At 64.4% G+C, this 20,867-nt stretch carries 19 protein-coding genes and 1 pseudogene; 5 read left to right on the plus strand and 15 right to left on the minus strand.

Annotated elements, in window-relative coordinates:
• The first annotated feature begins 69 nt into the window (after positions 1 to 69).
• Complete coding sequence (locus AC5O5R_RS14590) at positions 70 to 684, plus strand: LysE family translocator (RefSeq protein WP_172225184.1); 615 nt, start codon at positions 70 to 72, stop codon at positions 682 to 684.
• Here the strand turns inward: AC5O5R_RS14590 and AC5O5R_RS14595 are convergent.
• Positions 632 to 1,357 carry a metallophosphoesterase gene (locus tag AC5O5R_RS14595; protein WP_172225181.1) on the minus strand — a complete coding sequence of 242 codons (726 nt, stop codon included), beginning with the start codon at positions 1,355 to 1,357 and terminating at the stop codon, positions 632 to 634. The genes AC5O5R_RS14590 and AC5O5R_RS14595 overlap by 53 nt on opposite strands.
• 75 nt (positions 1,358 to 1,432) lie before the next feature.
• Here AC5O5R_RS14595 and AC5O5R_RS14600 point away from each other — a divergent pair.
• The 3 genes and pseudogenes from AC5O5R_RS14600 (at position 1,433) to AC5O5R_RS14610 (ending at position 2,761) form a co-directional block, all read left to right on the plus strand.
• Positions 1,433 to 1,703: pseudogene (locus AC5O5R_RS14600) on the plus strand (hypothetical protein).
• Positions 1,704 to 1,778: 75 nt separating this feature from the next.
• Entirely contained in the window at positions 1,779 to 2,522 is a 744-nt protein-coding gene (locus AC5O5R_RS14605; RefSeq protein ID WP_172225178.1) for a carbon-nitrogen hydrolase family protein, read from the plus strand.
• Entirely contained in the window at positions 2,519 to 2,761 is a 243-nt protein-coding gene (locus AC5O5R_RS14610) for a hypothetical protein (RefSeq protein ID WP_172225176.1), read from the plus strand. The genes AC5O5R_RS14605 and AC5O5R_RS14610 overlap by 4 nt, the downstream gene beginning before the upstream one ends.
• 4 nt (positions 2,762 to 2,765) lie before the next feature.
• Here AC5O5R_RS14610 and AC5O5R_RS14615 read toward each other — a convergent pair whose 3' ends face one another.
• The 9 genes from AC5O5R_RS14615 to AC5O5R_RS14655 form a co-directional block, all read right to left on the minus strand.
• Positions 2,766 to 3,266: a methylated-DNA--[protein]-cysteine S-methyltransferase gene (locus tag AC5O5R_RS14615; protein WP_172225173.1), complete on the minus strand. Its 501-nt coding sequence runs from the start codon at positions 3,264 to 3,266 to the stop codon at positions 2,766 to 2,768.
• Positions 3,267 to 3,338: 72 nt separating this feature from the next.
• Entirely contained in the window at positions 3,339 to 4,139 is an 801-nt protein-coding gene (locus AC5O5R_RS14620; protein ID WP_172225171.1) for a WaaZ-like lipopolysaccharide core biosynthesis protein, read from the minus strand.
• A gap of 160 nt (positions 4,140 to 4,299) precedes the next feature.
• Entirely contained in the window at positions 4,300 to 5,922 is a 1,623-nt protein-coding gene (locus tag AC5O5R_RS14625) for a fatty acid--CoA ligase (protein ID WP_172225220.1), read from the minus strand.
• Between the two features lie 29 nt (positions 5,923 to 5,951).
• Entirely contained in the window at positions 5,952 to 7,730 is a 1,779-nt protein-coding gene (locus tag AC5O5R_RS14630; protein WP_494514471.1) for an acyl-CoA dehydrogenase C-terminal domain-containing protein, read from the minus strand.
• A complete protein-coding gene (locus tag AC5O5R_RS14635) occupies positions 7,723 to 10,218 on the minus strand; it encodes an efflux RND transporter permease subunit (protein WP_494514472.1) in 2,496 nt (831 codons plus the stop codon). The genes AC5O5R_RS14630 and AC5O5R_RS14635 overlap by 8 nt, the downstream gene beginning before the upstream one ends.
• Positions 10,219 to 10,233: 15 nt before the next feature.
• Positions 10,234 to 11,229 (minus strand): WD40/YVTN/BNR-like repeat-containing protein, encoded by a 996-nt coding sequence (locus AC5O5R_RS14640; protein ID WP_172228082.1) that lies wholly within the window; start codon positions 11,227 to 11,229, stop codon positions 10,234 to 10,236.
• A 21-nt stretch (positions 11,230 to 11,250) separates the two neighbouring features.
• Positions 11,251 to 12,609 (minus strand): DUF1329 domain-containing protein, encoded by a 1,359-nt coding sequence (locus tag AC5O5R_RS14645; RefSeq protein WP_172228084.1) that lies wholly within the window; start codon positions 12,607 to 12,609, stop codon positions 11,251 to 11,253.
• Between the two features lie 38 nt (positions 12,610 to 12,647).
• Positions 12,648 to 14,603 carry a DUF1302 domain-containing protein gene (locus tag AC5O5R_RS14650; protein ID WP_172228086.1) on the minus strand — a complete coding sequence of 652 codons (1,956 nt, stop codon included), beginning with the start codon at positions 14,601 to 14,603 and terminating at the stop codon, positions 12,648 to 12,650.
• Positions 14,604 to 14,680: 77 nt separating this feature from the next.
• On the minus strand, positions 14,681 to 15,256 hold the full coding sequence (locus tag AC5O5R_RS14655; RefSeq protein ID WP_172228088.1) for an RBBP9/YdeN family alpha/beta hydrolase: 576 nt from the start codon (positions 15,254 to 15,256) through the stop codon (positions 14,681 to 14,683).
• A 208-nt stretch (positions 15,257 to 15,464) separates the two neighbouring features.
• On the opposite strand from AC5O5R_RS14655, the gene AC5O5R_RS14660 reads away from it, so the two are divergent.
• Positions 15,465 to 16,493: an AraC family transcriptional regulator gene (locus AC5O5R_RS14660; protein WP_172228090.1), complete on the plus strand. Its 1,029-nt coding sequence runs from the start codon at positions 15,465 to 15,467 to the stop codon at positions 16,491 to 16,493.
• A gap of 48 nt (positions 16,494 to 16,541) precedes the next feature.
• Here the strand turns inward: AC5O5R_RS14660 and AC5O5R_RS14665 are convergent, their stop codons facing one another.
• The 5 genes from AC5O5R_RS14665 to AC5O5R_RS14685 form a co-directional block, all read right to left on the minus strand.
• A complete protein-coding gene (locus AC5O5R_RS14665) occupies positions 16,542 to 16,856 on the minus strand; it encodes a Rieske (2Fe-2S) protein (protein ID WP_172228092.1) in 315 nt (104 codons plus the stop codon).
• On the minus strand, positions 16,853 to 17,506 hold the full coding sequence (locus tag AC5O5R_RS14670) for a DsbA family oxidoreductase (RefSeq protein ID WP_494514473.1): 654 nt from the start codon (positions 17,504 to 17,506) through the stop codon (positions 16,853 to 16,855). Before AC5O5R_RS14670 ends, AC5O5R_RS14665 begins: the two co-directional genes overlap by 4 nt.
• 4 nt (positions 17,507 to 17,510) lie before the next feature.
• Positions 17,511 to 18,791, minus strand: coding sequence for an MFS transporter (locus AC5O5R_RS14675; RefSeq protein ID WP_172228096.1), 1,281 nt, complete (start codon positions 18,789 to 18,791; stop codon positions 17,511 to 17,513).
• Between the two features lie 120 nt (positions 18,792 to 18,911).
• Complete coding sequence (locus tag AC5O5R_RS14680) at positions 18,912 to 19,964, minus strand: beta-keto acid cleavage family enzyme (protein ID WP_172228098.1); 1,053 nt, start codon at positions 19,962 to 19,964, stop codon at positions 18,912 to 18,914.
• A 54-nt stretch (positions 19,965 to 20,018) separates the two neighbouring features.
• Positions 20,019 to 20,867, minus strand: a complete 849-nt coding sequence (locus tag AC5O5R_RS14685) for a TauD/TfdA dioxygenase family protein (RefSeq protein WP_494514474.1) — start codon at positions 20,865 to 20,867, stop codon at positions 20,019 to 20,021.

Genomic DNA, 20,867 nt, shown 5'->3' on the forward strand with positions numbered 1-20,867 from the left:
ATGCAATATTGTTCAATACGGCTTGTGCGCAGCTGGGCAGACTGCGGCTTTTCCGCAAGAGCCGCCCCCATGCAACAATTCCTGATCATCGCCCTCGCCCACTTCCTCGCCCTGCTCTCGCCCGGCCCGGATTTCTTCCTGGTCGCGCGCTCATCGATCAACAGCGGCTGGCGCATCGCCAGCGGCGCGTGCCTGGGTATTGCCCTGGCCAACGGCGCGTTCATCGTCATGGCCTTTACCGGCCTTTCGGTGCTTCAGGAAGGCACCTTTCTGTTCATGGTTCTGCAGTTGGCCGGTGCCAGCTACCTGCTGTACATCGGTGTGCTGTTCCTGCGCCATGCCGGGCAAACCAGCATGAGCGCGGCAACGGGCAAGCAGGCTGTGCAAGGCTGGTGGCATGGCTTGGGCATGGGTTTGCTGTCCGGCCTGCTCAACCCCAAGAACGCGCTGTTCTATGCCAGCCTGGCCAGCATGGTGGTCAGCGCCAGCGCCGGCTGGAAAGCAGCCTACGCGCTGTGGATGTTCAGCATCGTGCTGCTATGGGACCTGCTGGTTGCCTTGGCCATCGGCAACCCACGGGTACTGCGGCGTTTCGCCCGCAGCCTGGGGTGGCTGGAACGGGCCTCAGGGCTCATGCTGGTGCTGCTGGCTGCGGCGTTGCTGTTTCACCTGGCCTGGGGCTGACCAGTTTCAGCGTGCGCATGTCCATCAAGGTGAAATGGCCGCTGGCCCAGCCACCCGTGTCCAGATGCCAGACATTACCCAACTGCTTGGCCTCCAGCACCGGTGTGTGGCCGACCAGCAAGGCACGCAGGCCGTTCACCGGCCGGGTGTCGCCAAACTTCAGTCGCCGCCGCGACCACTGGCACACTTCACGTACTTCGGGGTTGTCATCCAGTTCCAGCCAGCTCCGCAATTCTGCCCATTCGGCAAATGGGCTGTCTGCATGCAACAGGCCTACCAGGCCTGCTGCACTTTCAACCTCTATCGCAATCGGCAGTTGCTCGAAACGCTGCACGAAAGGCAACTGTTCGGCCCGCGGCAAGTCAAGAAACCAGCTGCCCCCAGCGGCGCGGTACATGTCCAGGTCGAGTCGCCCGCCGCGCACGCGGGTAATCGCCAGGGCCTCATGGTTACCTTGCACGGCATGGAACCAGGGCTGCGCCAGCCATTCCAGCGCCGCCTCGCTGTCCGGCCCACGGTCGACCAGATCACCTACGCTGAACAGGCGATCCACGGCCGGATCGAACCCTACCGCATCCAGGCAGTGTTTCAGCCGCTGGAAGTGACCATGGATATCGCCGACTGCCAAGTCCCGCCCGCGCAGGTTGGCCATCAGACGCCGAAACCGTCCCATTACAATCGTCCTCTGCTGGTCGCGCCACGCCAGGGGTAAAATGGACCTGCACGCCACTCATTGCGCAGGTGCTTCATACGTACCGCCCTTGTATATGCCGTGCTCATGGCGCTTTCACTGAACAGCATGGCACAAGGCACCCCAGCCGCGCAGGTGGAGGTGCGTTTCGATCATCCGGAAAAATTCCGCCGGCAAAGCCGACCAGCAAGCCCGGCAACGGGTCAGCGACAAGATGTACCTCAGCCGCCCCGGCCGGGCCGCCAGCAGCAGCGAGCGCCTGCACGCCGAAAAGGCCATGCACGACGACTGGCTCCGCCAGCGCTTCGCCGCGCACCCGGCTTCCTGAAAAACCCTTCACTGGTACAGGCGTTGATGCCGGTAGTATGCTCGGCGTTCAACCTGTACCAGGGAAGGGTTTTTCATGAAGCTATGCGCCGTGCAACTGGCCTCGATCAAGGGCGATGTGCCGGGTAACCTGCAGCGCCACCTGGCCTGCATCGAACAGGCTGCGGCCCTTGGCGCCGAAGTGGTGGTGTTCCCTGAGCTGTCGCTGACTGGCTATGAGCCAAGCCTGGCGCGCCAGACTGCCTTGCCGATCAGTTCGGCACGGCTCGACCCGCTGCAGGCAGCCTGCGACCGCCTCGGCATCAGCGTTGCCGTTGGCCTGCCGCTGCCGACGCCGGACGGCATCCGCATCGGCATGCCGATCTTCCGCCCCGGGGCGCCGCGCCAAGCCTATGCAAAGCGGCGCCTGCATGAAGACGAGCTGCCCTGGTTCACCCCCGGCGACCAAAACGTGCTGCTGGAAGTGGGCGAGCACCGCCTGGCACCCGCCATCTGCTACGAATCGATGTTCATGGCGCACGCCGCGGCAGCGCACGAACACGGCGCCGACCTGTATCTGGTCAGCGTGGCCAAAACCGCCAAGGGCATCCGCGAAGGCTACGCGCATTACCCCGAGGTGGCGCGCGAGCTCGGCATGCCGGTGCTGATGGCCAACTGCGTGGGCCCTGCCGACACATTCATCGGCGCCGGTGGTTCTGCCGCCTGGGACAGCCAAGGGCGCTTGCTGGCCAGCCTGGATGAGCGCAGCGAAGGACTGGTGCTGCTGGACACCGCCAATGCCAGCGCCGTGACGTTGCCGTTGGACCCGCACCCCGCATGATTTATCTGTTTCTGGTGTTGCTGAGCTACGCCTGCACCTACTACGTGGTCGGCTTGATCATTCACGGCCAGCTGGCCGATGTGGCCGAAGGCCTGCGCCACCGGCCCGATGCCCCGACGCCCGGCGAATACCTGCGTGAAGTCCGGCCACATGCCAGGCGAGCCCACCGGCATTACACCCTGCTGGCTGGCTCGGCGCTGACGGTATTGGCCTGCCTGCTCGCCAGCTGGTTCTGCTGAAGCATTACAGGTCCAGGGCCAAGGTCTGCCGACCCTCCAGCGCCAACAGGTACTGCTTGGCCGCCAGCCCGCCGGCAAACCCGGTCAGGCTGCCCGAAGCGCCGATTACCCGGTGGCACGGTGCGATGATCGAGATGGGGTTGCGGCCATTGGCGGCGCCCACCGCGCGTACCGCGCTGGGGTTGCCGATCTGCCGGGCGATGTCGCCATAACTGCGGGTCTCGCCAAAGGGTATCGCCAGCAGCGCGGCCCACACCTGGCGCTGGAACTCGGTACCGGCAAAATCCAGCGCCAGTTCGAACCGCTGGCGCTTGCCGGCGAAATACTCGCCCAGCTGGCGGGCGGCTTCCCGCAGTACCGGCGACTGGTCGTTACGGTGCAAGGCCCCCAGGCGCACGCGGTTTTCCCGCTCCTGTTCCCACAGCACGGCGGCCAGGCAGTCGCCGCGGGCTACCAGGGTCAGCGTGCCGACGGGCGATGGCATGAAGGTGAAGGCGCTGGACATCAGCAGGCTCCTGGCAAGTTGCGATCAGCGAACTGTACGCATCCACAGCCCTTCACGCACTCGCTTTCTTGCTCAGGTAATCGCGCAGCCGGCAATCTGCCTTGCCTGACTGAGGTTGACCTTGGGTATCAGCTCGGTCGGTATCCGCGAGGTCGCCGACAGGTTGTAGACGTGGAAGTGCTCGTTGACCACCTCGCGGGCCATCAGCGTCAGCGATGGCAGGATGCGGCTGTCCCAATGCTGGTCGAGCCCGCACGGTGAGCATGGGCCCTGGCCTTGTTCATAGAAACGGCCTACCGCCTGGTCCAGGTCCACGCCTACCAGCAAGACCTCTTCGAAGCCCAGGTGGTAGGCCAGTTGCAGGGCCACATACGCCACGGTGCGTGCATCGAAGAAGCCATGCGCCAGGTCTTTGCTGAAGGCGATCGAGCGCGTGCGCTTGCTCCACAGGGCACGGTTGCACACACAACTGCCGCCGTGGCCGCGCAGGCCATCGAGCAGGCCCGGCGTATCGGCCTTGTGCAAGGCATAACGCTCGGCGTCGGGCGCTACCTCGGCACCTGAATACTGTTCCGGCCACAGTGCCAGGCGCTGGCTGTCGCGCAGCGCGATGGCGAACAGGGCCGGCTGTTGCAGGCGGAAGCTCTTGTCGGTACACACGTAGAAGAACGGCCGGATGCCATGTTCGGCGGTCATGGCAACCGACCCGTTCATGGCGATGATGGGCAGGTGCGCGAACTCGCCCAACGGAAAATGCCTGGCGGATGCGCCCGAAGCGAGGATCACCACGGGGCCATGCTGGGTATTGCGACACGCCTCGAAACTGGAGAACGCCCCGCGTTCAGCGCTTGGCTGCGACGGAAGTGTGTTCATCAATGGCTTCTTTGGGCTGGACAGTTCAAACCACGATACTGATCCCTGTATTACGCCGTGGCCGCTTTTACTCAACTTTACCTAAGAGAACAGTAGTCAACGGACGCGTCCCGCGCTTGCCAGGCGCCGGGGCCGGATAGCCCTGACGCCGGGTCGCAACCTACAGCTCAGCCAGGCGGATGCGCTTCTTGTCGATCTTGCCGACACTGGTCCTCGGGATTTCACTCACGCAACGCAGCTGTCGCGGTATCGCCCACTTGTTCAACTGCCCGCTGTCGACATACGGCTGCAGGTGACGGGCCAGCGCTGGTTGATCCAGCAGCTCACCGTCATAGCAGACCACCAGGGCCAGGGGTTGTTCCCCCCACTTTGGGTCAGCAATACCGATCACCGCTACCGACGCGACGGACGGGTGCTGGCTGATGAAGTTCTCCAGCGCGACCGAGCTGACCCACTCGCCGCCGGTCTTGATCACATCCTTGATACGGTCGCGAATGCGCACCACGCCCGCCGCGTCGATGCAGGCCAGGTCACCGGTGTGCATCCAGCCCCCCAGCCACAACGCTGCACCCTGCTCCGGTTCATGCAGGTAGCCTTGGGTCAGCCACGGCGCACGCACCACGATCTCGCCCAGGCTTTCGCCGTCGTGGGGCACCTGCGCGCCCTCGCTGTCGACGATGCGCAGGTCCACCATGGCGATCGGCACGCCGGCTTCGATGCGCATTGGCAACTGCTGCGCCATCGGCGATGCCAGGAGGTCGGCGTTCAGGTGGGTGATGCTCAGCAGCGGGCAGCTTTCCGACATGCCGTAACCGCAATGCACGCGGATGCCACGCTCGCTGGCGCGCTGCGCCAGGCCCAGGGTCAGGGCACTGCCGCCCAGCAGCATTTTCCAGCCAGTCAGGTCGGTGCAGCGCCCTTGCTCGCTGTCGAGCATCATTTGCAGCACGGTGGGCACGCAATGCGAAAAGGTCACCCCCTCTTCACGGTAAAGGCGTACCAGACGGTCAGGTTCGTAGCGCCCGGGATAAACCTGCTTGATACCCAGTGCAGTGGCCACATAGGGCACGCCCCAGGCATGCACGTGGAACATCGGCGTAATGGGCATGTACACATCACCGCTGCGCAGCAGCGGCTGCTCGCCGCATGCGGCCAGGGTGCCCTGTTCGACCAGGGTATGCAGCACCAGTTGTCGATGGCTGAAGTACACCCCTTTGGGGTTGCCGGTGGTACCGCTGGTATAGAACAGCGTGGCCAGCGAATGTTCGTCAAAGTCAGCAAATTCAAACACCGGTTCGGCGCCCGCCAGCAGGTCTTCGTACTCGCCCAGCAACGCTACACCCAGTGGCGCGGGGGCCCCGTCACTGAGGCGGATGAAGCCCTGTACGGCAGGTAAATCTGCGTGCAGCTGCTGCATCAACGGCAGAAAGTCGTCATGCACCAGCACCCACCGGTCCTCGGCATGGTTCATGGTGTAGCGCAGCTGCTCGGTGGACAGCCGCACATTCACCGTGTGCAGCACCGCACCCAGCATGGGTACGGCAAAGAAGCACTCCAGCGCCCGATGGCTGTCCCAGTCGAGCAAAGCCACCGTGTCGCCTGGCCTGACCCCGGCGGCAGTCAGCACGTTGGCCAGCTGCTGGATACGTAGCAGCAGCGTGGTGTAGGTGTAGCGCAACCTGTCGGCGTAGACGATTTCCTGGTTGGGCTGGTAACGCACGCCAGACAGCAGCAGGCGCTTGATCAGCAGCGGGTAGGCATAGGCATGCTCGGCCGCCGGCATGATGCGCGTGGTAATCGTGCTTGAGGGCTTCACAGTTGCCAGCCCTCGAGCAGGTACAGGCTATCGCTGCCGGCCCTGACACTGGCACTGAGCGAGTGAATGCGGGGCAACAGGCGCGCGAAGTAGAAACGAGCGGTACCCAGCTTGCTCTGGTGGAACGGCTCGGCTGCAGCCTGGTCCTGGCAGACCACGGCCATGCGCGCCCACAGGTACGCGTAGAAGGTGTAGCCAAACACCTGCAGGTATTCAACCGCCGCTGCGCCAAGCTCCTGCGGGTTGCCCTGGCCCCGGTCCAGCAACCAGGCCGTAAGGTCATCGAGATTGCGCACAGCGGCGAGCAAGGGGGCGCTGAATTCGGCGTATTGCGCAGGCAACGCTTCGGCATAGGCGACGATTTCGTCAGACAGGCTGCGATACGCCTTGCCACCCTCACCGAACAGTTTGCGCCCCACCAGGTCGAGCGCCTGGATGCCATTGGTGCCTTCGTAGATCTGGGTGATACGGCAGTCGCGAATCAATTGCTCCTGACCCCATTCGCGGATATAGCCGTGGCCACCGAGTACCTGCTGGCCGTGCACGGTGGTTTCCAGCCCCATGTCGGTCATGAAGGCCTTGGCCACCGGCGTGAGCAACGCGACCTTGGCCTCGGCCCGAGCGCGAGTGCCTGGGTCTTCACTGTACCTGGCCAGGTCAAGCTGCAACGCGACGTAGGTGGAAAACGCCCGCCCGCCTTCGTTCAGTGCTTTCATGGTCAGCAACATGCGCCGCACATCCGCGTGGACGATGATCGGGTCGGCGCTTTGCGCCGGCGCCTCGGCCCCCGTCGCAGCCCGGCCCTGCAGGCGGTCGCGGGCATAGGCAAGGGCGCCCTGGTAAGATCGCTCGCCCAACGCCAGGCCCTGAATACCCACGCCCAGGCGCTCGTAGTTCATCATGGTGAACATGGCATTGAGGCCCTTGTTCGGCTCGCCCACCAGGTAACCGACGGCGCCGTCGAAGTTCATCACGCAGGTGGCCGAGGCCTTGATGCCCATCTTGTGCTCGATCGAACCGCAGCTCACTGCATTGGCCTCACCCAGAGCGCCCTCTGTGTCGACCAGCACCTTGGGCACCAGGAACAGCGAGATGCCCTTCGGCCCTGCCGGCGCATCCGGCAGCCGCGCCAGCACCAGGTGAATGATGTTCTCGGTCAGGTCCTGCTCGCCGCCGGTGATGAACATCTTGGTACCGCTGATGCAGTAGCTGCCATCGGTGCCTGGCTCGGCGCGGGTGCCGAGCAGACCAAGGTCGGTGCCGGCATGGGGCTCGGTGAGGCACATCGAGCCAGCCCAGCGGCCTTGGTACATGGGTGGCAGATACAGGGCCTTCAAGGGCTCGCTGGCGTGATTGAGCAGCGCCAGACAAGCGCCGGCAGTGAGCATCGGATAGAGGCCGAACGACAAGTTGGCCGCGTTGAGCATTTCTTCGAGCTGCGCAGCGATAACCTTCGGCATCCCCATGCCGCCGTACTCCGCAGCCCCGGCTACGCCCACCCAGCCGTCATCGGCAAATGCCCGGTAGGCGTCGACGAAGCCGTCGGGGGTATGAACCTGGCCGGCTTCCCAGCGGCAGCCTTGCTCATCGCCGCTGCGGTTGAGCGGCGCCACCCTTTGTGCAATCAGCTTGCCTGCCTGTTCCAGCACGGCCCGGGCGGTGTCAGCATCGACCTGCTCGACCAGCGCAGGCGTTTGCGCCCACCAGGCCGGGATGTCGAACACTTCGTTGAACAGGAAAGCCATGTCGCGCAGCGGCGGAAGGTAATCAGACATGAGGCGAACACTCGGTTTTTGGGGTTGGCGAAAGCGTTGCGGCCTGGGCTTCGGCAGGCGCCGGGGCACCCTGGCCGCGCAGGAGGAAGTGCGACAGCGCCGGTATCAGCACCAGCGCGCCGAGCATGTTCCACAGGAACATGAAGGTCAGCAGCAGGCCCATGTCGGCCTGGAACTTGATCGGCGACCAGGCCCAGCCGACCACGCCCACCGCCAGGGTAATGCCGACCAGTCCCACCACCCGGCCGGTGAAAGCCAAGGCCTTCTGGTAGGCCTGGGCCAGGCTCAAGCCGGCGCGCTGGTAGTGCAGTTGCACGCTCAGCAGGTACAACGCGTAGTCAACGCCAATCCCCACCCCCAGTGCGATCACTGGCAGGGTGGCGACCTTGACGCCAATGCCCATGGCCACCATCAGCGCCTCGCACAGCACCGAGGTCAACATGAGCGGCAATATCGCCACCAACGTGGCGCGCCAACTGCGGAAGGTGAGCAGGCAGAACAGTGTGACCGCCAGGTACACCAGCAACAGCATGCGATGGTTGGCCTCGCGGACCACCTCGTTGGTGGCGGCTTCGATACCGGCACTGCCGGCGGCCAGCAAGAACTGTTGCCCGTCACCGCTGTTGGCGGCGGCAAAGCGTTCGGCCGCTGCGGCCACCTGCGCCAGGGTGTCGGCGCGGTGATCCTTGAGGTAGGCGATCACCGGCATCAGCGAGCAGTCGTTGTTGAACAGTTCCGGGGCGTTGACCGAGGCCTGCTGGGCCGCGTAGTTGAGCACGTCCTGGTTGCGTTGCAGGCTGTTCAGGCGGGGGTTGCCTTCGTAGGTGCCAGCGGTGATCTGGCGCACGGCATTGGCCAGCGACACGGTGGTCTGTACACCCGGCAGCTGTTGCAGCTCCCACGCCAGGCGGTCGGCGAGCAGCAGGGTGCGGTATTGCAGGCAGCCTTCTGCAGCGGTCTTTACCATGACCGCGAAGGTGTCGCTGGACAGCGCGTAGTGTTCGGTAATGAAGGCGTTGTCGAGGTTGTAGCGTGAGTTTGCCCGCAGCTCGGGGGCGCCGCTGTCGAGGTCGCCAATTTTCAGTTGCAGGCTGCCCCAGGTGCCCAGCGCCGCCAGCGCCAGGGCAACCAGCAGAGCGGCGCTGGCCCATTTGCGCTCGGTGAAGCGCTCAAGCAGCGCCCATGGATTGACTCGCCGAGGTGCGCCGCCACTTTGCAAGCGCCCTTCCCCGCGCAGGGCCCAGCGCGCATCGATAGCCAAAGCTCGCTCGGCAGCCGTGCTGCCCACACCGACATAGGACAGTGCCACCGGCATCAGCAACAACGACGTGAAGATCAGCACCGCCACACCAATGCTGGCAGTAATCGCCAGGTCCTGGATGACCGGGATGTCGATCAGCATCAGCACGGCAAAGCCCACGGCATCGGCCAGCAGCGCGGTTACCCCGGCCAGGAACAGGCGGCGAAAGGTGTAGCGCGCTGCGACCTGGCGGTGGGTGCCGCGGCCGATGTCCTGAAGAATGCCATTCATCTTCTGCGCCGCATGGGACACACCGATGGCAAAGATCAGGAACGGCACCAGGATCGAATACGGGTCGATGGCATAGCCCAGCCAGGCGACGATGCCCAGCTGCCACACCACCGCAGTCAGCGAGCACAGCACCACCAGCAAGGTGCTGCGCAGGCAGCGGGTATAGCAGTAGATGATCAGCAGGCTGGTGAGCACCGCCAGGGCGAAGAACGCCATCACCTCGATCAAGCCGTCGATCAGGTCGCCCATCAGCTTGGCAAAGCCGATGACATGGATACGATACTGGCCGCTGGCCTCGTAACGGGCGCGCAACTGCTCGAGCTTCTGCGCGAAGGCGTGGTAGTCCAGCCCCTTGCCAGTGGCCGAGTCCTGGTCGAGCAGCGGCACGATCAGCATGCTCGACCTGAAGTCACGCGCGACCAGGCTGCCGACAATGTTGGCGCGTTCGATGTTCTGGCGCAGTTGCTCGATGTCTGCCCTCGCACCCTGGTAACTGTCGGGCATGACCGGGCCACCCTGGAAGCCTTCTTCGGTGACTTCGGTCCAGCGCACGGCGGGGCTCCACAGCGACTTGACCCAGGCGCGGTCCACGCCCTGGCTGAGAAACAGCTCGTCGTTGATGTGGCGCAGGGTCTGCAGGTAGCCCGGATCGAAAATATCGCCTTGGGTGTTCTCCACCACCACCCGCACCGCGTTGCCCAGGCCGCGCAACGAGGCGCGGTTTTCCAGGTAGTTGTGGATATACGGGTGGCTCTGCGGCAGCATCTTGTCGAAACCGGGCCGCAGCTCCAGACGGGTCAGGGCCATGAAGCCCAGCACCAGGGTAGCCAGCAGCATGCACAGCAGGAACGCCAGGCGGTGATTGAACACCAGGCGCTCCAGGCCGTTGCCCGAACGCGGGTCGAAGTCAGCGAGGTTGCGAATTACCGGCAGGGTATCTTGGCGGGTAGCGGCCATCAGGGTCTTCTCTTGTTATGGGTGCGACGGGGGATTACCGGCCTGGTTGCGTACGCCCCGCTCGCCCACCAGCACCAGGCCGTTGCCTGCATCGGTGGTGAGCGCGGTCACCGGGCTGCGGGCGCTTTGCGGCACCGGGCTGAAACTGGCGCCGTCATCCTGGCTAAGCAATAGCTCGCCGGCCTGGCTGGCCAGCCACAGCTGCCCGTCACGGTCGATGCCGGCAGCGGTAAGGCTGCTGTTCACGCCGGTGGAGACCGGCTGCCATTGCCGGCCGCCATCCGTGCTGCGATAGGCGTGACCACGCAGGCCGTAGACCAGCAATACGCCGCGCTTGCCGACAGCGCCGAACAGCGTGCCGGCGTAGGGTGTGGCAATGCGGCTGAAGCGCTTGCCGTCCCATTTCAGCAGCAAGCCCTGTTCGCCAGTGATGTACAGGTCGTCACCCACCGCCGCCAGGCTGGTCAGGTGCAGACCTTGCGGGTTGTCGCTGTGGTCCAGCCACGGCTGCCAGTGCGCGCCACCGTCAGTGGTGCGCAATAGCAGGTTGAACACGCCCACCGCGTAACCATTGCGGGCATCGCTGAACCACACGTCGAGCAAGGCATTGTCGGCACTCGCAGCCGGCAGCTGTTCGGCCAGCGCGCGGCCGTCCAGCTGCCGCTGCCAGTGCCCACCACCATCGCGGCTGTGCAGCACCACACCCTCGTGGCCGACCGCCCACCCCAGTTCGGGCGTGGCGAAACTCACGGCGTTGAGGTCAGCGCTGACCGGCACCTCGGCCTGTTGCCAGTGAGCGCCGTGGTCATCGGAGTACAGGATGTGCCCGCGCGGGCCCACCGCGACCAGGCGCTGCCCGGCCAGGGTCACATCGCGCAAGGCGCTGCTGGCGACCAGCGCGCTGGGCATGGCGGGCACATCCAGCACGTCGGCAAAGGGCGCCGCCATGGCTGCGCCGTGCAGCGCAGCCATGGCCAGCATCAGTGCGCTGCAGCGTTTGAAGACAGACATTGGCCACCTCTGCTCCATGGTTCAGCGAATGCCATTGCCGGCCAGCGACTCGGGCGACCATTGGGTCTTCGACAGCGGGTCGATGTAGCGGATGCCGCCATAGGCGCCGACCACGCCATTGAGGTTATAGGTGCCACCGATCAGGTCATGGATCATGAACGGGGTGGCATCCGGGGTCTGCTTGTCGTAGCTCTGCGTGAGGAAGGCGAACGACCCGCGGTACAACTGGCCACGGGCGTCGTACTGGTCCGAAGCCAAAGCGATCCAGCTGTCTTCGTCGAGGTAGAAGCGGCGCTTGTGGTAGATGTGCCGTGCGCCGTCCTTCAGCTTGCCCTCCACAACCCACACGCGGTGCTTCTCCCAGCGTACGAACTGCGGCGCCAGATGGTTGGGCGTGGTCAGTTGCCTGACGTCGGTGTTGTAGGTGAGCTGGTAGGTGTTGTACGGCACATACATTTCCTGCTTGCCGACCAGGGTCCAGTCGTAGCGGTCCAGCGCCCCGTTGAAGACGAACACGTCATCGTAGGTACCCGAGCCCGAAGTGCCCGGGTTAGGCGTGTCGTATGCCAGGTTGGGTGCCAGCTTGACCCGGCGCTGGCCCGGCAGGTACTGCCAGGCACTGCGCGGCTGCACCAGCGGGTTGGCGGCATCACGCAACATCATGGCTTCGCCGGCACGGCGCGCGGGCCCGGTGTACACCAGTTTCATCTGGTAGTAGGTGTCCTTGGCGCCAATCGGCTTGTTCATGTCTTCGTATATCGGGTAACTGATGTTGGCCTGGCCGGTGGTCGACAACGTGGGTTTGCCGGCAGCATCGACGTTCCATGAGTCGTATTTGGCAGTCATGCTTACGCCTTGGTAGCGCAGCAGGAAGTTCCACATCGCTTCGGCACCGTTCTGCGGGATAGGGAACGGGATGCCGGGTAGCACATTGTCGACTGCACTACCGCCTTCCTGGCTGTGGGCACCGGTGGCGTTTTTACGGGTGTTGTCGAGCACCGCCTGGGGCAACGCCACGCTACGGTGGGTCGGGAACACATCCACACGGTAGCTGGGGTAGCGCTTGAGCAGCTCCAGGGTGGTGGCGGTGAGCTGGTCCTTGTACTGCGCGGCGTTGTTGCCATCGATGACCAGCAGCGGCTTGTCGCTGGCAAACGGGTCGGGACGCATGCTGGCGCCGCTCTGGTAGCCGGCGGGCGGGGTCAGCAGGCCGCCCTGGTAGGCCGGGATCGAGCCATCGGCGTTACCGGCTTTTTCCGCGCCGATGGCGGTCAGGCTGGTGCCCAGGCGTGCGGCCTGGTCGGGGGACACAGCGGCCTGGGCAGTGCTCAGGGCGGCCAGTGACAGGCACGAGGCCAGCAGGGTTGGTACGAAGTTCATGATGGTTGTCTTCCTGTATGGGCGTTAGGAAACATGACTCAGAAGGTCGTCTTGACGGTCAGGTACAGGGCGCCGCGGTCCTCGGTGGTGGCACCACCGCCGGAGAAGGAGGCGTAGCCGCCGCCGTAGCAGGTGTAATCCTGTTCGCCATCCAGGGCGTTGGGGGTGCTGCCGTCGGTCTGGCCGTCCTTGCAAGCCTTGGCCTGACCGAAGCTGTCGACGTACTTGAGGTCGACGAAGTACTGGTTGTAGATGGCCGCGCTCAGGCCCAGCGCATAGTTGCCAGTGTTCTCGGCGCCACCGCCTTGCACCGGCGACACACCGTCGATGCCCACGTTGATCGACAGCGGCAGGCTCAGGTCCATGCCCGGCAGCACCTGATACCAGGTGGGGGTGAAGTTGACGGCGATACCCCAGTTGTCCCGTGTAGCCTTGTCCAGGCCGCGATAGCTGCTCTTGCCCTTGTACAAAGCCTGATTGTGGCTATCGAGCTTGAGCAGGTTGCTGTAGAACAGCTCGCCCAGCAGGGTTGCCGCGTCGAACAGCGGTGTGTCGCCAATGGTCATCAGGCCGTTGACGGTGAAGTGCAGCGTGTCGCCGGTAGCACTCAGGCTGTCGCCATCCCTGGGCACGTCGTAGACCACACCGCTGCTGGGCAAGCGCGCGGGCAGCAGGCCGAAACCGCCGCCCAGGCCGCCCTGGCCAGGCGCGCTGACGATTGCCGGGATACTCGCCAACGGCATGTTGTGGCGGATGTTCAGGTCACTGCCGACGCTGATACCGCCGACATCCCTGGAAAGGCTCAGGCCATAGATATCGATGTTGTCGGCATAGGCGAACTGGTAGGTCGCGCTCTGCAGCGAGTTGTACAGGTTGCCTACCGCGCCTTGGCGGCTGCCCGGCGGGTTGCCGAACGGGCCGTTGGCAACGCTCATGCCGCGCGCGTCGAGCCAGGCCTGGGGCAGGATTTCCGAGGTCTTGCGGTAGTAGAAACCAAGGGTGCCACCCAGCCAGTCCGGTGCCCATTTGGCCATGACGCCCCAATCGCCGCGCTTGCCCGGCGTCAGGTCGTGGCCACGGCGAAGGGTGGTCAACGCCCCGCGCACCGGAATAAGCCCCGGTGTCCCGGTGTGCCCCAGCAGGAAGCTCTGCGCACCCTCGCCTACCACATCCGCGCCACCATAGTAGGTACCAGCCTCAGGCAGGCGAGCGGCGTCCCAGTCGAAGAAGTACTGCGCAGCCACGCTCAGTTCAGCGTTGACCAGAAAGGAGGTCGACAGCTGGTTACGCGGTACGAACAGTTCCTTGGCCTCGGTGCCCGGCGAGGCGGCCAGCTTGGCCAGGTCCAGACCGGACTGACCATAGCTCAGCGAGTGCACCGGGTTGAGCAGCGTTTCCCCCCAGAACAGATTGTGCTGGCCGAGTTTGGCGCTGACCTGCGAAGCCTCACCCACGTCACGGCTGATGAATACGAAGGCATCCAGCACTTCGCCGGACGGGCCACTGTAGTAGCGTTGGGCATAATTGCTCAGGTGCGGGCTGCCAAGTGGCACGCCGGTACCCGGCAGGCCGTTGAGACTGGGGTTGATGCCCGACTGGTCGCCGTTGCCATTGACGAACGGGTTGCTGTTGGAACCGGCGTTGTCATAGGCCTTGTCGTACCAGCTGGCGGTGCTGACGCGCAGCCCGGTATTGCCGTGGTACACCACGTCCAGTTCGGTCAGCAGATCGACCCGGTTGCTGATAGTGCTGCCGGCCTTGCGAAAGTTGTAGTCGCCGTCGTTGCTGTTGGGCGTGCCCAGCATGCGCTTATCGGCACTTTCGGTACGCACGCCGTAGTTGTATTTGACGGTATTGTCGAAGCGCACTGCCCAGCTTTCATTGCCAGTATCGACTTCGAAAGCCTGCGCGGCGGGTAGCGCAAGCAAGCCGATGGCGCAGGCGAACAGGCAGCGCTGTGGCTTCACGGCGCGGTGAATGCGGTGTTCAGGCATTACGATGGCTCCACGTATTGTTATTGTTTTTTAACCAGCCCGTCTTGCGCGGGCGTGGTTGGGGCGTCCATGCACTATTACAGGTGGGCACTGTCCATTCGGCGGATCAGCGCTTCGGCCAACGGCCAAGGGCCGAAACCGGAGGCCGGGTTGAGGTGGCCCACGGCGCCCAGGTTGACCAGCTCACTACCCCACCGACCGGCCAGTACGCCGGCGGCGGCGTAGGAGGCCAGGGGGTCATTGCTGCTGGCCGCAACGATGCTGGGGAACGGCAGCGGCATTGGCGGCAACGGTGACCAGCCCTTTTCTGCCAGGCTGGACGGGCTGGGGTAATGCGCTGGCCAATCAGCGTCGAGGTCTGGTGGCGCTGCCAGCAAGGCGCCCTTGATGGGGCGTCGGTAGCGCGCCGCCCAATGCGCGACCATCAACACGCCGGCACTGTGGGCCACCAGCAGCACCGGGCCATCAATCTGTTCCAGCTCGCGCTGGATCGCTTCGACCCGGGCGTTGCAGCAAAGCCCGTCAACCTGCAGCGGCGGCACGCTACGCACCTTGGCCAGGCGGCTGGCGAGCAGGGTTTGCCAATGCTCGGCGACATGGTCACGCAAGCCTGGAACGATCAGCACGGTGGCAGTGGTTTGCAGTTTTTCCACGGTGAACCTCGTGTGCGGGTATGTCGCTTGAGGTTCACAGTAAACAGCCCCTCCCCCGAGTGCTTCACATTGGGCGTCAGGCACTTTTCATTTGATGACAAGGCCCCGACAGCACTTTGCTTTTCAATTCATGACACGCACGCTATAAAAAGCGAACTGCATGTCGGCCCAGCCAACTACAAAAAAAACCGCATGGAAAACAATAAAAATGCCCGCTTTAGTCCGTGCTGCCAGCTTGACCAACTACCTGGAGGTATCCCGCCACCTGGGGCTCAACCCGAATGCGCTGCTGGCACAGGTTGGCCTTGGTGCAGCGTTGCTTGACGACCCCGACCGGCGCATTCCGGTCGCTAGCGTCATCAGCTTGCTGGAGGCCTCTGCCAAAGCCAGCCAGTGTGAAAGTTTCGGCTTGCGCATGGCCGAGTTGCGCCAGCTGTCGGACTTCGGTGAAATCAGCCTGCTGCTCAGTCACCAACGTAATCTGCGCGACGCCCTGCAGGTCATCGTGCAGTACCGCCACCTGCTCAATGACGCCCTGGCCATTCACATCGAGGAAGCCGGCAAGACCGTGGTCATCCGCGAAGAGGTGATCAACGAGCGAGCGCCTTGTAGCCGCCAGGCAACCGAGCTGGCGATTGGCGTGATGATGCGTCTGTGCGCGGCCCTGCTGGGCGGCCAGTGGCACCCGATCAGCGCCAATTTCACCCATGCCGCCCCTGCCGACCTGGCCATTCACCGACGCATCTTTGGCTGCACACTGGTGTTTGGCAGCGAATTCAACGGTATCGTCTGCCCCGCCGCCGACCTTGACAGCACCAGCCCGCAGGCCAACGAAGCCATGGCGCGCCTGGCACGGCGCTACCTGGACACCCTGCCGGCCGGCAGCCCAGCGTCGCTGGAGCTGGAACTGCGCAAGACCATCTACCTGTTGCTGCCCATGGGGCGGGCCACGCTCGAGCAAGTGGCGCAGACCCAGGGCATGAACGTGCGCACCCTGCAGCGGCGGCTTGAAGAAAGCGGGTTGACCTTCAAGGACCTGATCAACAGCGTGCGCCGCGACCTGGTGATGCGCTACCTGGAAAACCCCAACTATTCGCTGGGGCGCATCGCCGACATGCTCGGCTATTCGATGCCCAGTTCGTTCACCCGCTGGTTCATCGCCCAGTTCGGCATGCCGCCAGCCAGTTGGCGCATGCAGCACAGTGACCCACTTGCGTCAGGGCCACCGGGCGTTTGAAGCGGGCTTGCTGGCGCCAGGGGAATCTGGCGCCATCGGCTTTGCGGACTATTCGCTGTCGACGCAGATGAACACCTCGTCACCCTCGCGCTCCACGGGGTAACTGACAACCCTGAGCGCCGTGGAATTGACCAGGTACCCACTGGCCAGGTCAAACCGCAGCCCATGCGCGCAACACTGGATCACCCGGCCTTCCAGGCGCCCGCCGCACAAGGACGCGCCCTGGTGCGGACAACTGTCGGCGATGGCGTAGAGTGAGTCGGCCACATTGAACAAGGCGATGCTGCGGCCCTCGCAGGCGAGTAACACGCGCGCACCGCGCGCCGGTACCTGCGTGGGGAGCAGTCGGATGCGTCGGCTCATGCCTGCTGCGCCTCATGCAACGCTGCGGACATGCCTGCAAACAGCGCCTCGGCCGGCTGCAGCCCGGCAATCAATGGCCCCTGGTTGAAGCGGTAGCATGGCACCGCGCTGCCGGCACGCCCTGCCCCGGCGAGAAACGGGCTGCCATCGTCACGCACACAGTCGATGATCTGCGCGGCATCCAGCCCGCAGCCTTGGACGATAGCCAGCAAGGTGGCGCTGTCGCCCAGGTCGCGACCCTGGTGGAAGTAGGCAATGAACAGGCGTGCCAGCAAGTCTTCCAGCTGCCTTGGGCTGAGCACGCTGGCGGCCCGTTGCACAAGGCGGTGGGCATTGCCGGTGTTGGGCATGCGCTTGATACGCGAAAAATCGATATCCTCACCGACCACTCGGGCCGCTTCACGCACCTGGGCCTGGCGCTCGCGTACCGCTTGCTCGCTGCCCAGGCGCTGCCGGTAGAAGGTAGTGAAAGGCAGCCCTTTGGCGGGCAGCCCCGGCAGCAACTGCACGCCCCGCCAGTGCAACTGCACCTGTTGCCCGGGGTAGCTGCGCTGCAGCAGCAGCAAGGCCGCTTGCAGGTGTCGTTGGCCAATCAGGCACCAGGGGCAGACGAAATCGAAAAATACCTCGACAGACAACAGCTGTTTCACGTGTTCAACTCCTGAGTTGCAGACGTTCCATGTCGCGGTGGTAGTGACGTTTGGCGGCAAAGAACACCGCCGCCGCAGCGATGCTTGCCAGCGGCACCAGCTGGAGCGCAGCCTGCAGGCCGATAAGGTCCGACAGCCGGCCAGTGATCAATGGCCCGGTGGCCAGGCCCAGCAGGTTGTTGGCCAGGGTCAGGGTGGCGAATGCCGTGCCATGCACTGCGGCATGGGTCAGGTTGGCGACCATGGCGCTGGAAGGGCCGTTGGTGCCGGCGGCGATCATCATGCCCAGGCAGATCAACAGCAGTTGCGCAGTGCCGACTGGCAGCGCGAAGGCGATGCTCAGCAGCACGCAGCTGCCCAGGCAGTAGGCAATCGCCAGGCTGATCTTGCGGTCCGGGCGCTGGCGCCCGAGGCGGTCGCAAAGCATGGCGCAGAGAATCATGCCGATGCCACTGCACAGCACGATGACTGCGGCGATAGCCCCCGCCCGGTCGGTGCCCATGGCGTAATAGCGGTTCAGGTAACTGGGCATCCAGACGATCAGTGTCCCACCGACGAACAGCTGCAGGCCGCTGCCGACGTAGGCGGCAATGACCGAGCGGCTGCCGTACAAGCTTCGCAGCGGGTGGCTGGGCTTGCCTTGCTGGCGTTGCGCACAGCCAGGCGCAATGCGTGCTTCCTTGACGATCAGTGGATACAGCATGGCCAGCACCAGCCCGAACAGGGCCATGCCGGCGAACGCCCAACGCCAGCCCAGATGCTGCGCCAATGCGCCGCCCAAGGCCATGCCCAGCACCGAGCCGAACATCCCGCCGGCCATGAAGGCACCGGCCAACGTCGAGCGCATGTCGCGAGGAAACACCGCTACTACCACGGCAATGCCGACACTGCCGTAGGCTGCCTCGCCGACGCCGACCAGGAAGCGTGCGATGAACATCTGCGGGTAGTTTTCTGCCAGGGCGCACCCGAGGGTCGCCAGGCTCCACAGCACGGCCATCAGCACCAGGCTGCGCACCCGGCCGAACCGGTCGGCGAGCAGCGACAGCGGGAAGGTCAAGAGGCCGACCATCAGCGCAACAATGCCGCTGAGCAGGCCGAGCTGGCCGTCGGTCAGCGCCCATTCGGCTTTGAGCAGCGGGAACACCGCGTTGAGTACCTGACGCGACATGTAGTCGGAGATCAACAGGCCGAAGGTCAGCGCGAAAACCACCCAGGCATAACGCCGGGGCACGCTGTGGGCGGTTTCGGTAGCGCAATCTTCGGCACTGGCGAGGTAGGTGGCCATGTTGCCTCCTTGGGAGTGGGACTTGAATGTCGCTTTTGTTGTTATGGGTAACAGCCAGAACTGATGTTGCGCTTGGGGCTTCTTCGCGGGCGTGCCCGCGAAGCGCCAGGGCGTGCTTCGTCAGGTACGCTGCGGCACGCCTTTCTCACCGGGCTGGCGGTTGGGTGCCATGCCGTTGCGTTCGAGGGTCTGCTCGACGCTGTGGTACTGCTGCCCGATACGGTAAATGGCGCGGGCCTCTTTGCCGTTGGCAATCTCACGGCCCAGTTCGTGGGCCACGCGCACGGTCTGCTGGATCTGCTGCACCGAGGTGAAGCGCTTGCCGTGTTGGTCGATGATGGTGTCTTCGTTGCCGCAGCGCGGGTGCAAGCCCATGGCCAAGGCCATGGTGTTGAACGGCAGGACGTTCTTCAGCAGCGATTCGGCAGTCAGGGTGCAGCCGTCTGGCGCACGGTGGATGAAGTTGAAGAAGTTGAACGGGTTGGGGCCATCGAAGCCGCCACCAATACCGATCCAGGTCAGGTTCAGCGGGCCCATGTAGTCGCCGCGACGGACGATGCGCTCAAGCGTTTCCAGGGCATGCATGCCGGTCAGCTGAAAGTGCGGCTGGATGTTGCTGGCCTGCAGGCGGCGCAAATGCTCGCGGACCCAGGCCGGGCCGGCCGGTACGGTCATCTCGCTGTAGGCGGCGTGGATCGCCGGGCTGGCCAGCGAGGTGCCTTCGAGGTACTGCGGGTACAGCAACTCCATGATGTTCATCTGCGTGGTGTTGATGGCCACGGTCACCTGATCGGGCCGCGGCGTCAGTTCGGCGAGCATGTGCCGGGTGTCGTCCGACAGCCATTTGGCGGCCTCGCCTTCGCCTTCCGGCGCGAAGGAAATCGAGCCGCCGACCTGGATGATCATGTCCGGCACCGCTTCGCGCACCCCGGCGATCAGCTCATTGAATTTGGACAGCCGTTTGGAGCCTTTGCCATCCAGCTCACGCACGTGCAGGTGCAGCACGGTAGCGCCTGCCTCGAAGCAGTCGACGGCCTTCTGCACCTGCTCGTCCATGGTCAGCGGAATGTCTTCAGGGAAATCTTCGGGCATCCACTCCGGGCCATAGGGGGCCACGGTGATTACCACCTTTTCCATGTTTTCCGGGTGCAACGAATCGTCGAAGAATTGCATGCTGTAGTCCTCGCTATTGTTATTGTGCGGTTGCCGCCAATGGCGGCAGCAGGCTTAAAACGTGGGGCTGCCCTGGATGCCCGCGCGCTCCATCTTGCGGTGGCACGGCGGGTAGTCCATGACCGCGTAGTGCTGGGTACTGCGGTTGTCCCAGATGGCTACGCTGTTGGGCTTCCAGCGCCAGCGCACCTGGTACTCGGGCAGGTAAGCCTGGCTGATCAGGTAACGCAGCAGGTCGCTGGCGCCGGGGTTGGCATCCTGGCCAAAGCGCACCCGCTGCGGGGTGTGGTAGTTGCTGAAATGGGTGGTGAAGGCGTTGACGAACAGCACCTGCTCACCGGTATCCGGGTGGGTGCGTACTACCGGGTGCTCGGCATCCGGAAACTGCGCCCTGAGCGCCAGGCGCTTTTCCATCGGCATGGCGGCGCCGAAGCTGGCTTCGATGCTGTGGCGGGCCCGCAGGCCTTCGATCCTGGCTTTCACATCGGCGGGCAGGTTGGCAAAGGCCAGGACCATGTTCGCCCACAAGGTGTCGCCACCCACCGGTGGGCATTCGATACAGCGAAGAACGCAGCCCATGGGCGGTGAATCGCGCCAGGTGGCGTCGGTATGCCAGGCATTTTCATAGCGGTCGTTGGGCTGATCCGGGCGCTTGTAGATCCGCACCAGGCCCGGGTGTTCAGGGTCGCTGCCGGCAACCGGGTGATCCTCCAGTTCGCCGAAGCGACGGGCGAAGGCCACATGCTCGGCGCGACTGAAGTGCTGGTCGCGCAGGAACAGCACACGGTGCTGGAGCAACTGCTGGCGTAGCTGGGCGAACAGGTCGTCGTCATGGATCGCGTCGGCCAGGTTGACACCCCTCACCTCGGCCCCGATCGCGCAGGTCAGTTGTTCGATGTGCAT

It is taken from the genome of Pseudomonas sp. 8_5_2 (genome assembly GCF_059295255.1).

Coding starts and splice junctions, on each gene's coding strand:
- AC5O5R_RS14680 (WP_172228098.1), bottom strand. CDS start 19,964: ATGCAATTCTTCGACGATTCGTTGCACCCGGAAAACATGGAAAAGGTG.
- AC5O5R_RS14675 (WP_172228096.1), bottom strand. CDS start 18,791: ATGGCCACCTACCTCGCCAGTGCCGAAGATTGCGCTACCGAAACCGCC.
- AC5O5R_RS14660 (WP_172228090.1), top strand. CDS start 15,465: ATGCCCGCTTTAGTCCGTGCTGCCAGCTTGACCAACTACCTGGAGGTA.
- AC5O5R_RS14620 (WP_172225171.1), bottom strand. CDS start 4,139: ATGAACACACTTCCGTCGCAGCCAAGCGCTGAACGCGGGGCGTTCTCC.
- AC5O5R_RS14630 (WP_494514471.1), bottom strand. CDS start 7,730: ATGTCTGATTACCTTCCGCCGCTGCGCGACATGGCTTTCCTGTTCAAC.
- AC5O5R_RS14635 (WP_494514472.1), bottom strand. CDS start 10,218: ATGGCCGCTACCCGCCAAGATACCCTGCCGGTAATTCGCAACCTCGCT.
- AC5O5R_RS14685 (WP_494514474.1), bottom strand. CDS start 20,867: ATGCACATCGAACAACTGACCTGCGCGATCGGGGCCGAGGTGAGGGGT.
- AC5O5R_RS14605 (WP_172225178.1), top strand. CDS start 1,779: ATGAAGCTATGCGCCGTGCAACTGGCCTCGATCAAGGGCGATGTGCCG.
- AC5O5R_RS14590 (WP_172225184.1), top strand. CDS start 70: ATGCAACAATTCCTGATCATCGCCCTCGCCCACTTCCTCGCCCTGCTC.
- AC5O5R_RS14615 (WP_172225173.1), bottom strand. CDS start 3,266: ATGTCCAGCGCCTTCACCTTCATGCCATCGCCCGTCGGCACGCTGACC.
- AC5O5R_RS14640 (WP_172228082.1), bottom strand. CDS start 11,229: ATGTCTGTCTTCAAACGCTGCAGCGCACTGATGCTGGCCATGGCTGCG.
- AC5O5R_RS14625 (WP_172225220.1), bottom strand. CDS start 5,922: ATGCCGGCGGCCGAGCATGCCTATGCCTACCCGCTGCTGATCAAGCGC.
- AC5O5R_RS14610 (WP_172225176.1), top strand. CDS start 2,519: ATGATTTATCTGTTTCTGGTGTTGCTGAGCTACGCCTGCACCTACTAC.
- AC5O5R_RS14595 (WP_172225181.1), bottom strand. CDS start 1,357: ATGGGACGGTTTCGGCGTCTGATGGCCAACCTGCGCGGGCGGGACTTG.
- AC5O5R_RS14650 (WP_172228086.1), bottom strand. CDS start 14,603: ATGCCTGAACACCGCATTCACCGCGCCGTGAAGCCACAGCGCTGCCTG.
- AC5O5R_RS14665 (WP_172228092.1), bottom strand. CDS start 16,856: ATGAGCCGACGCATCCGACTGCTCCCCACGCAGGTACCGGCGCGCGGT.
- AC5O5R_RS14645 (WP_172228084.1), bottom strand. CDS start 12,609: ATGAACTTCGTACCAACCCTGCTGGCCTCGTGCCTGTCACTGGCCGCC.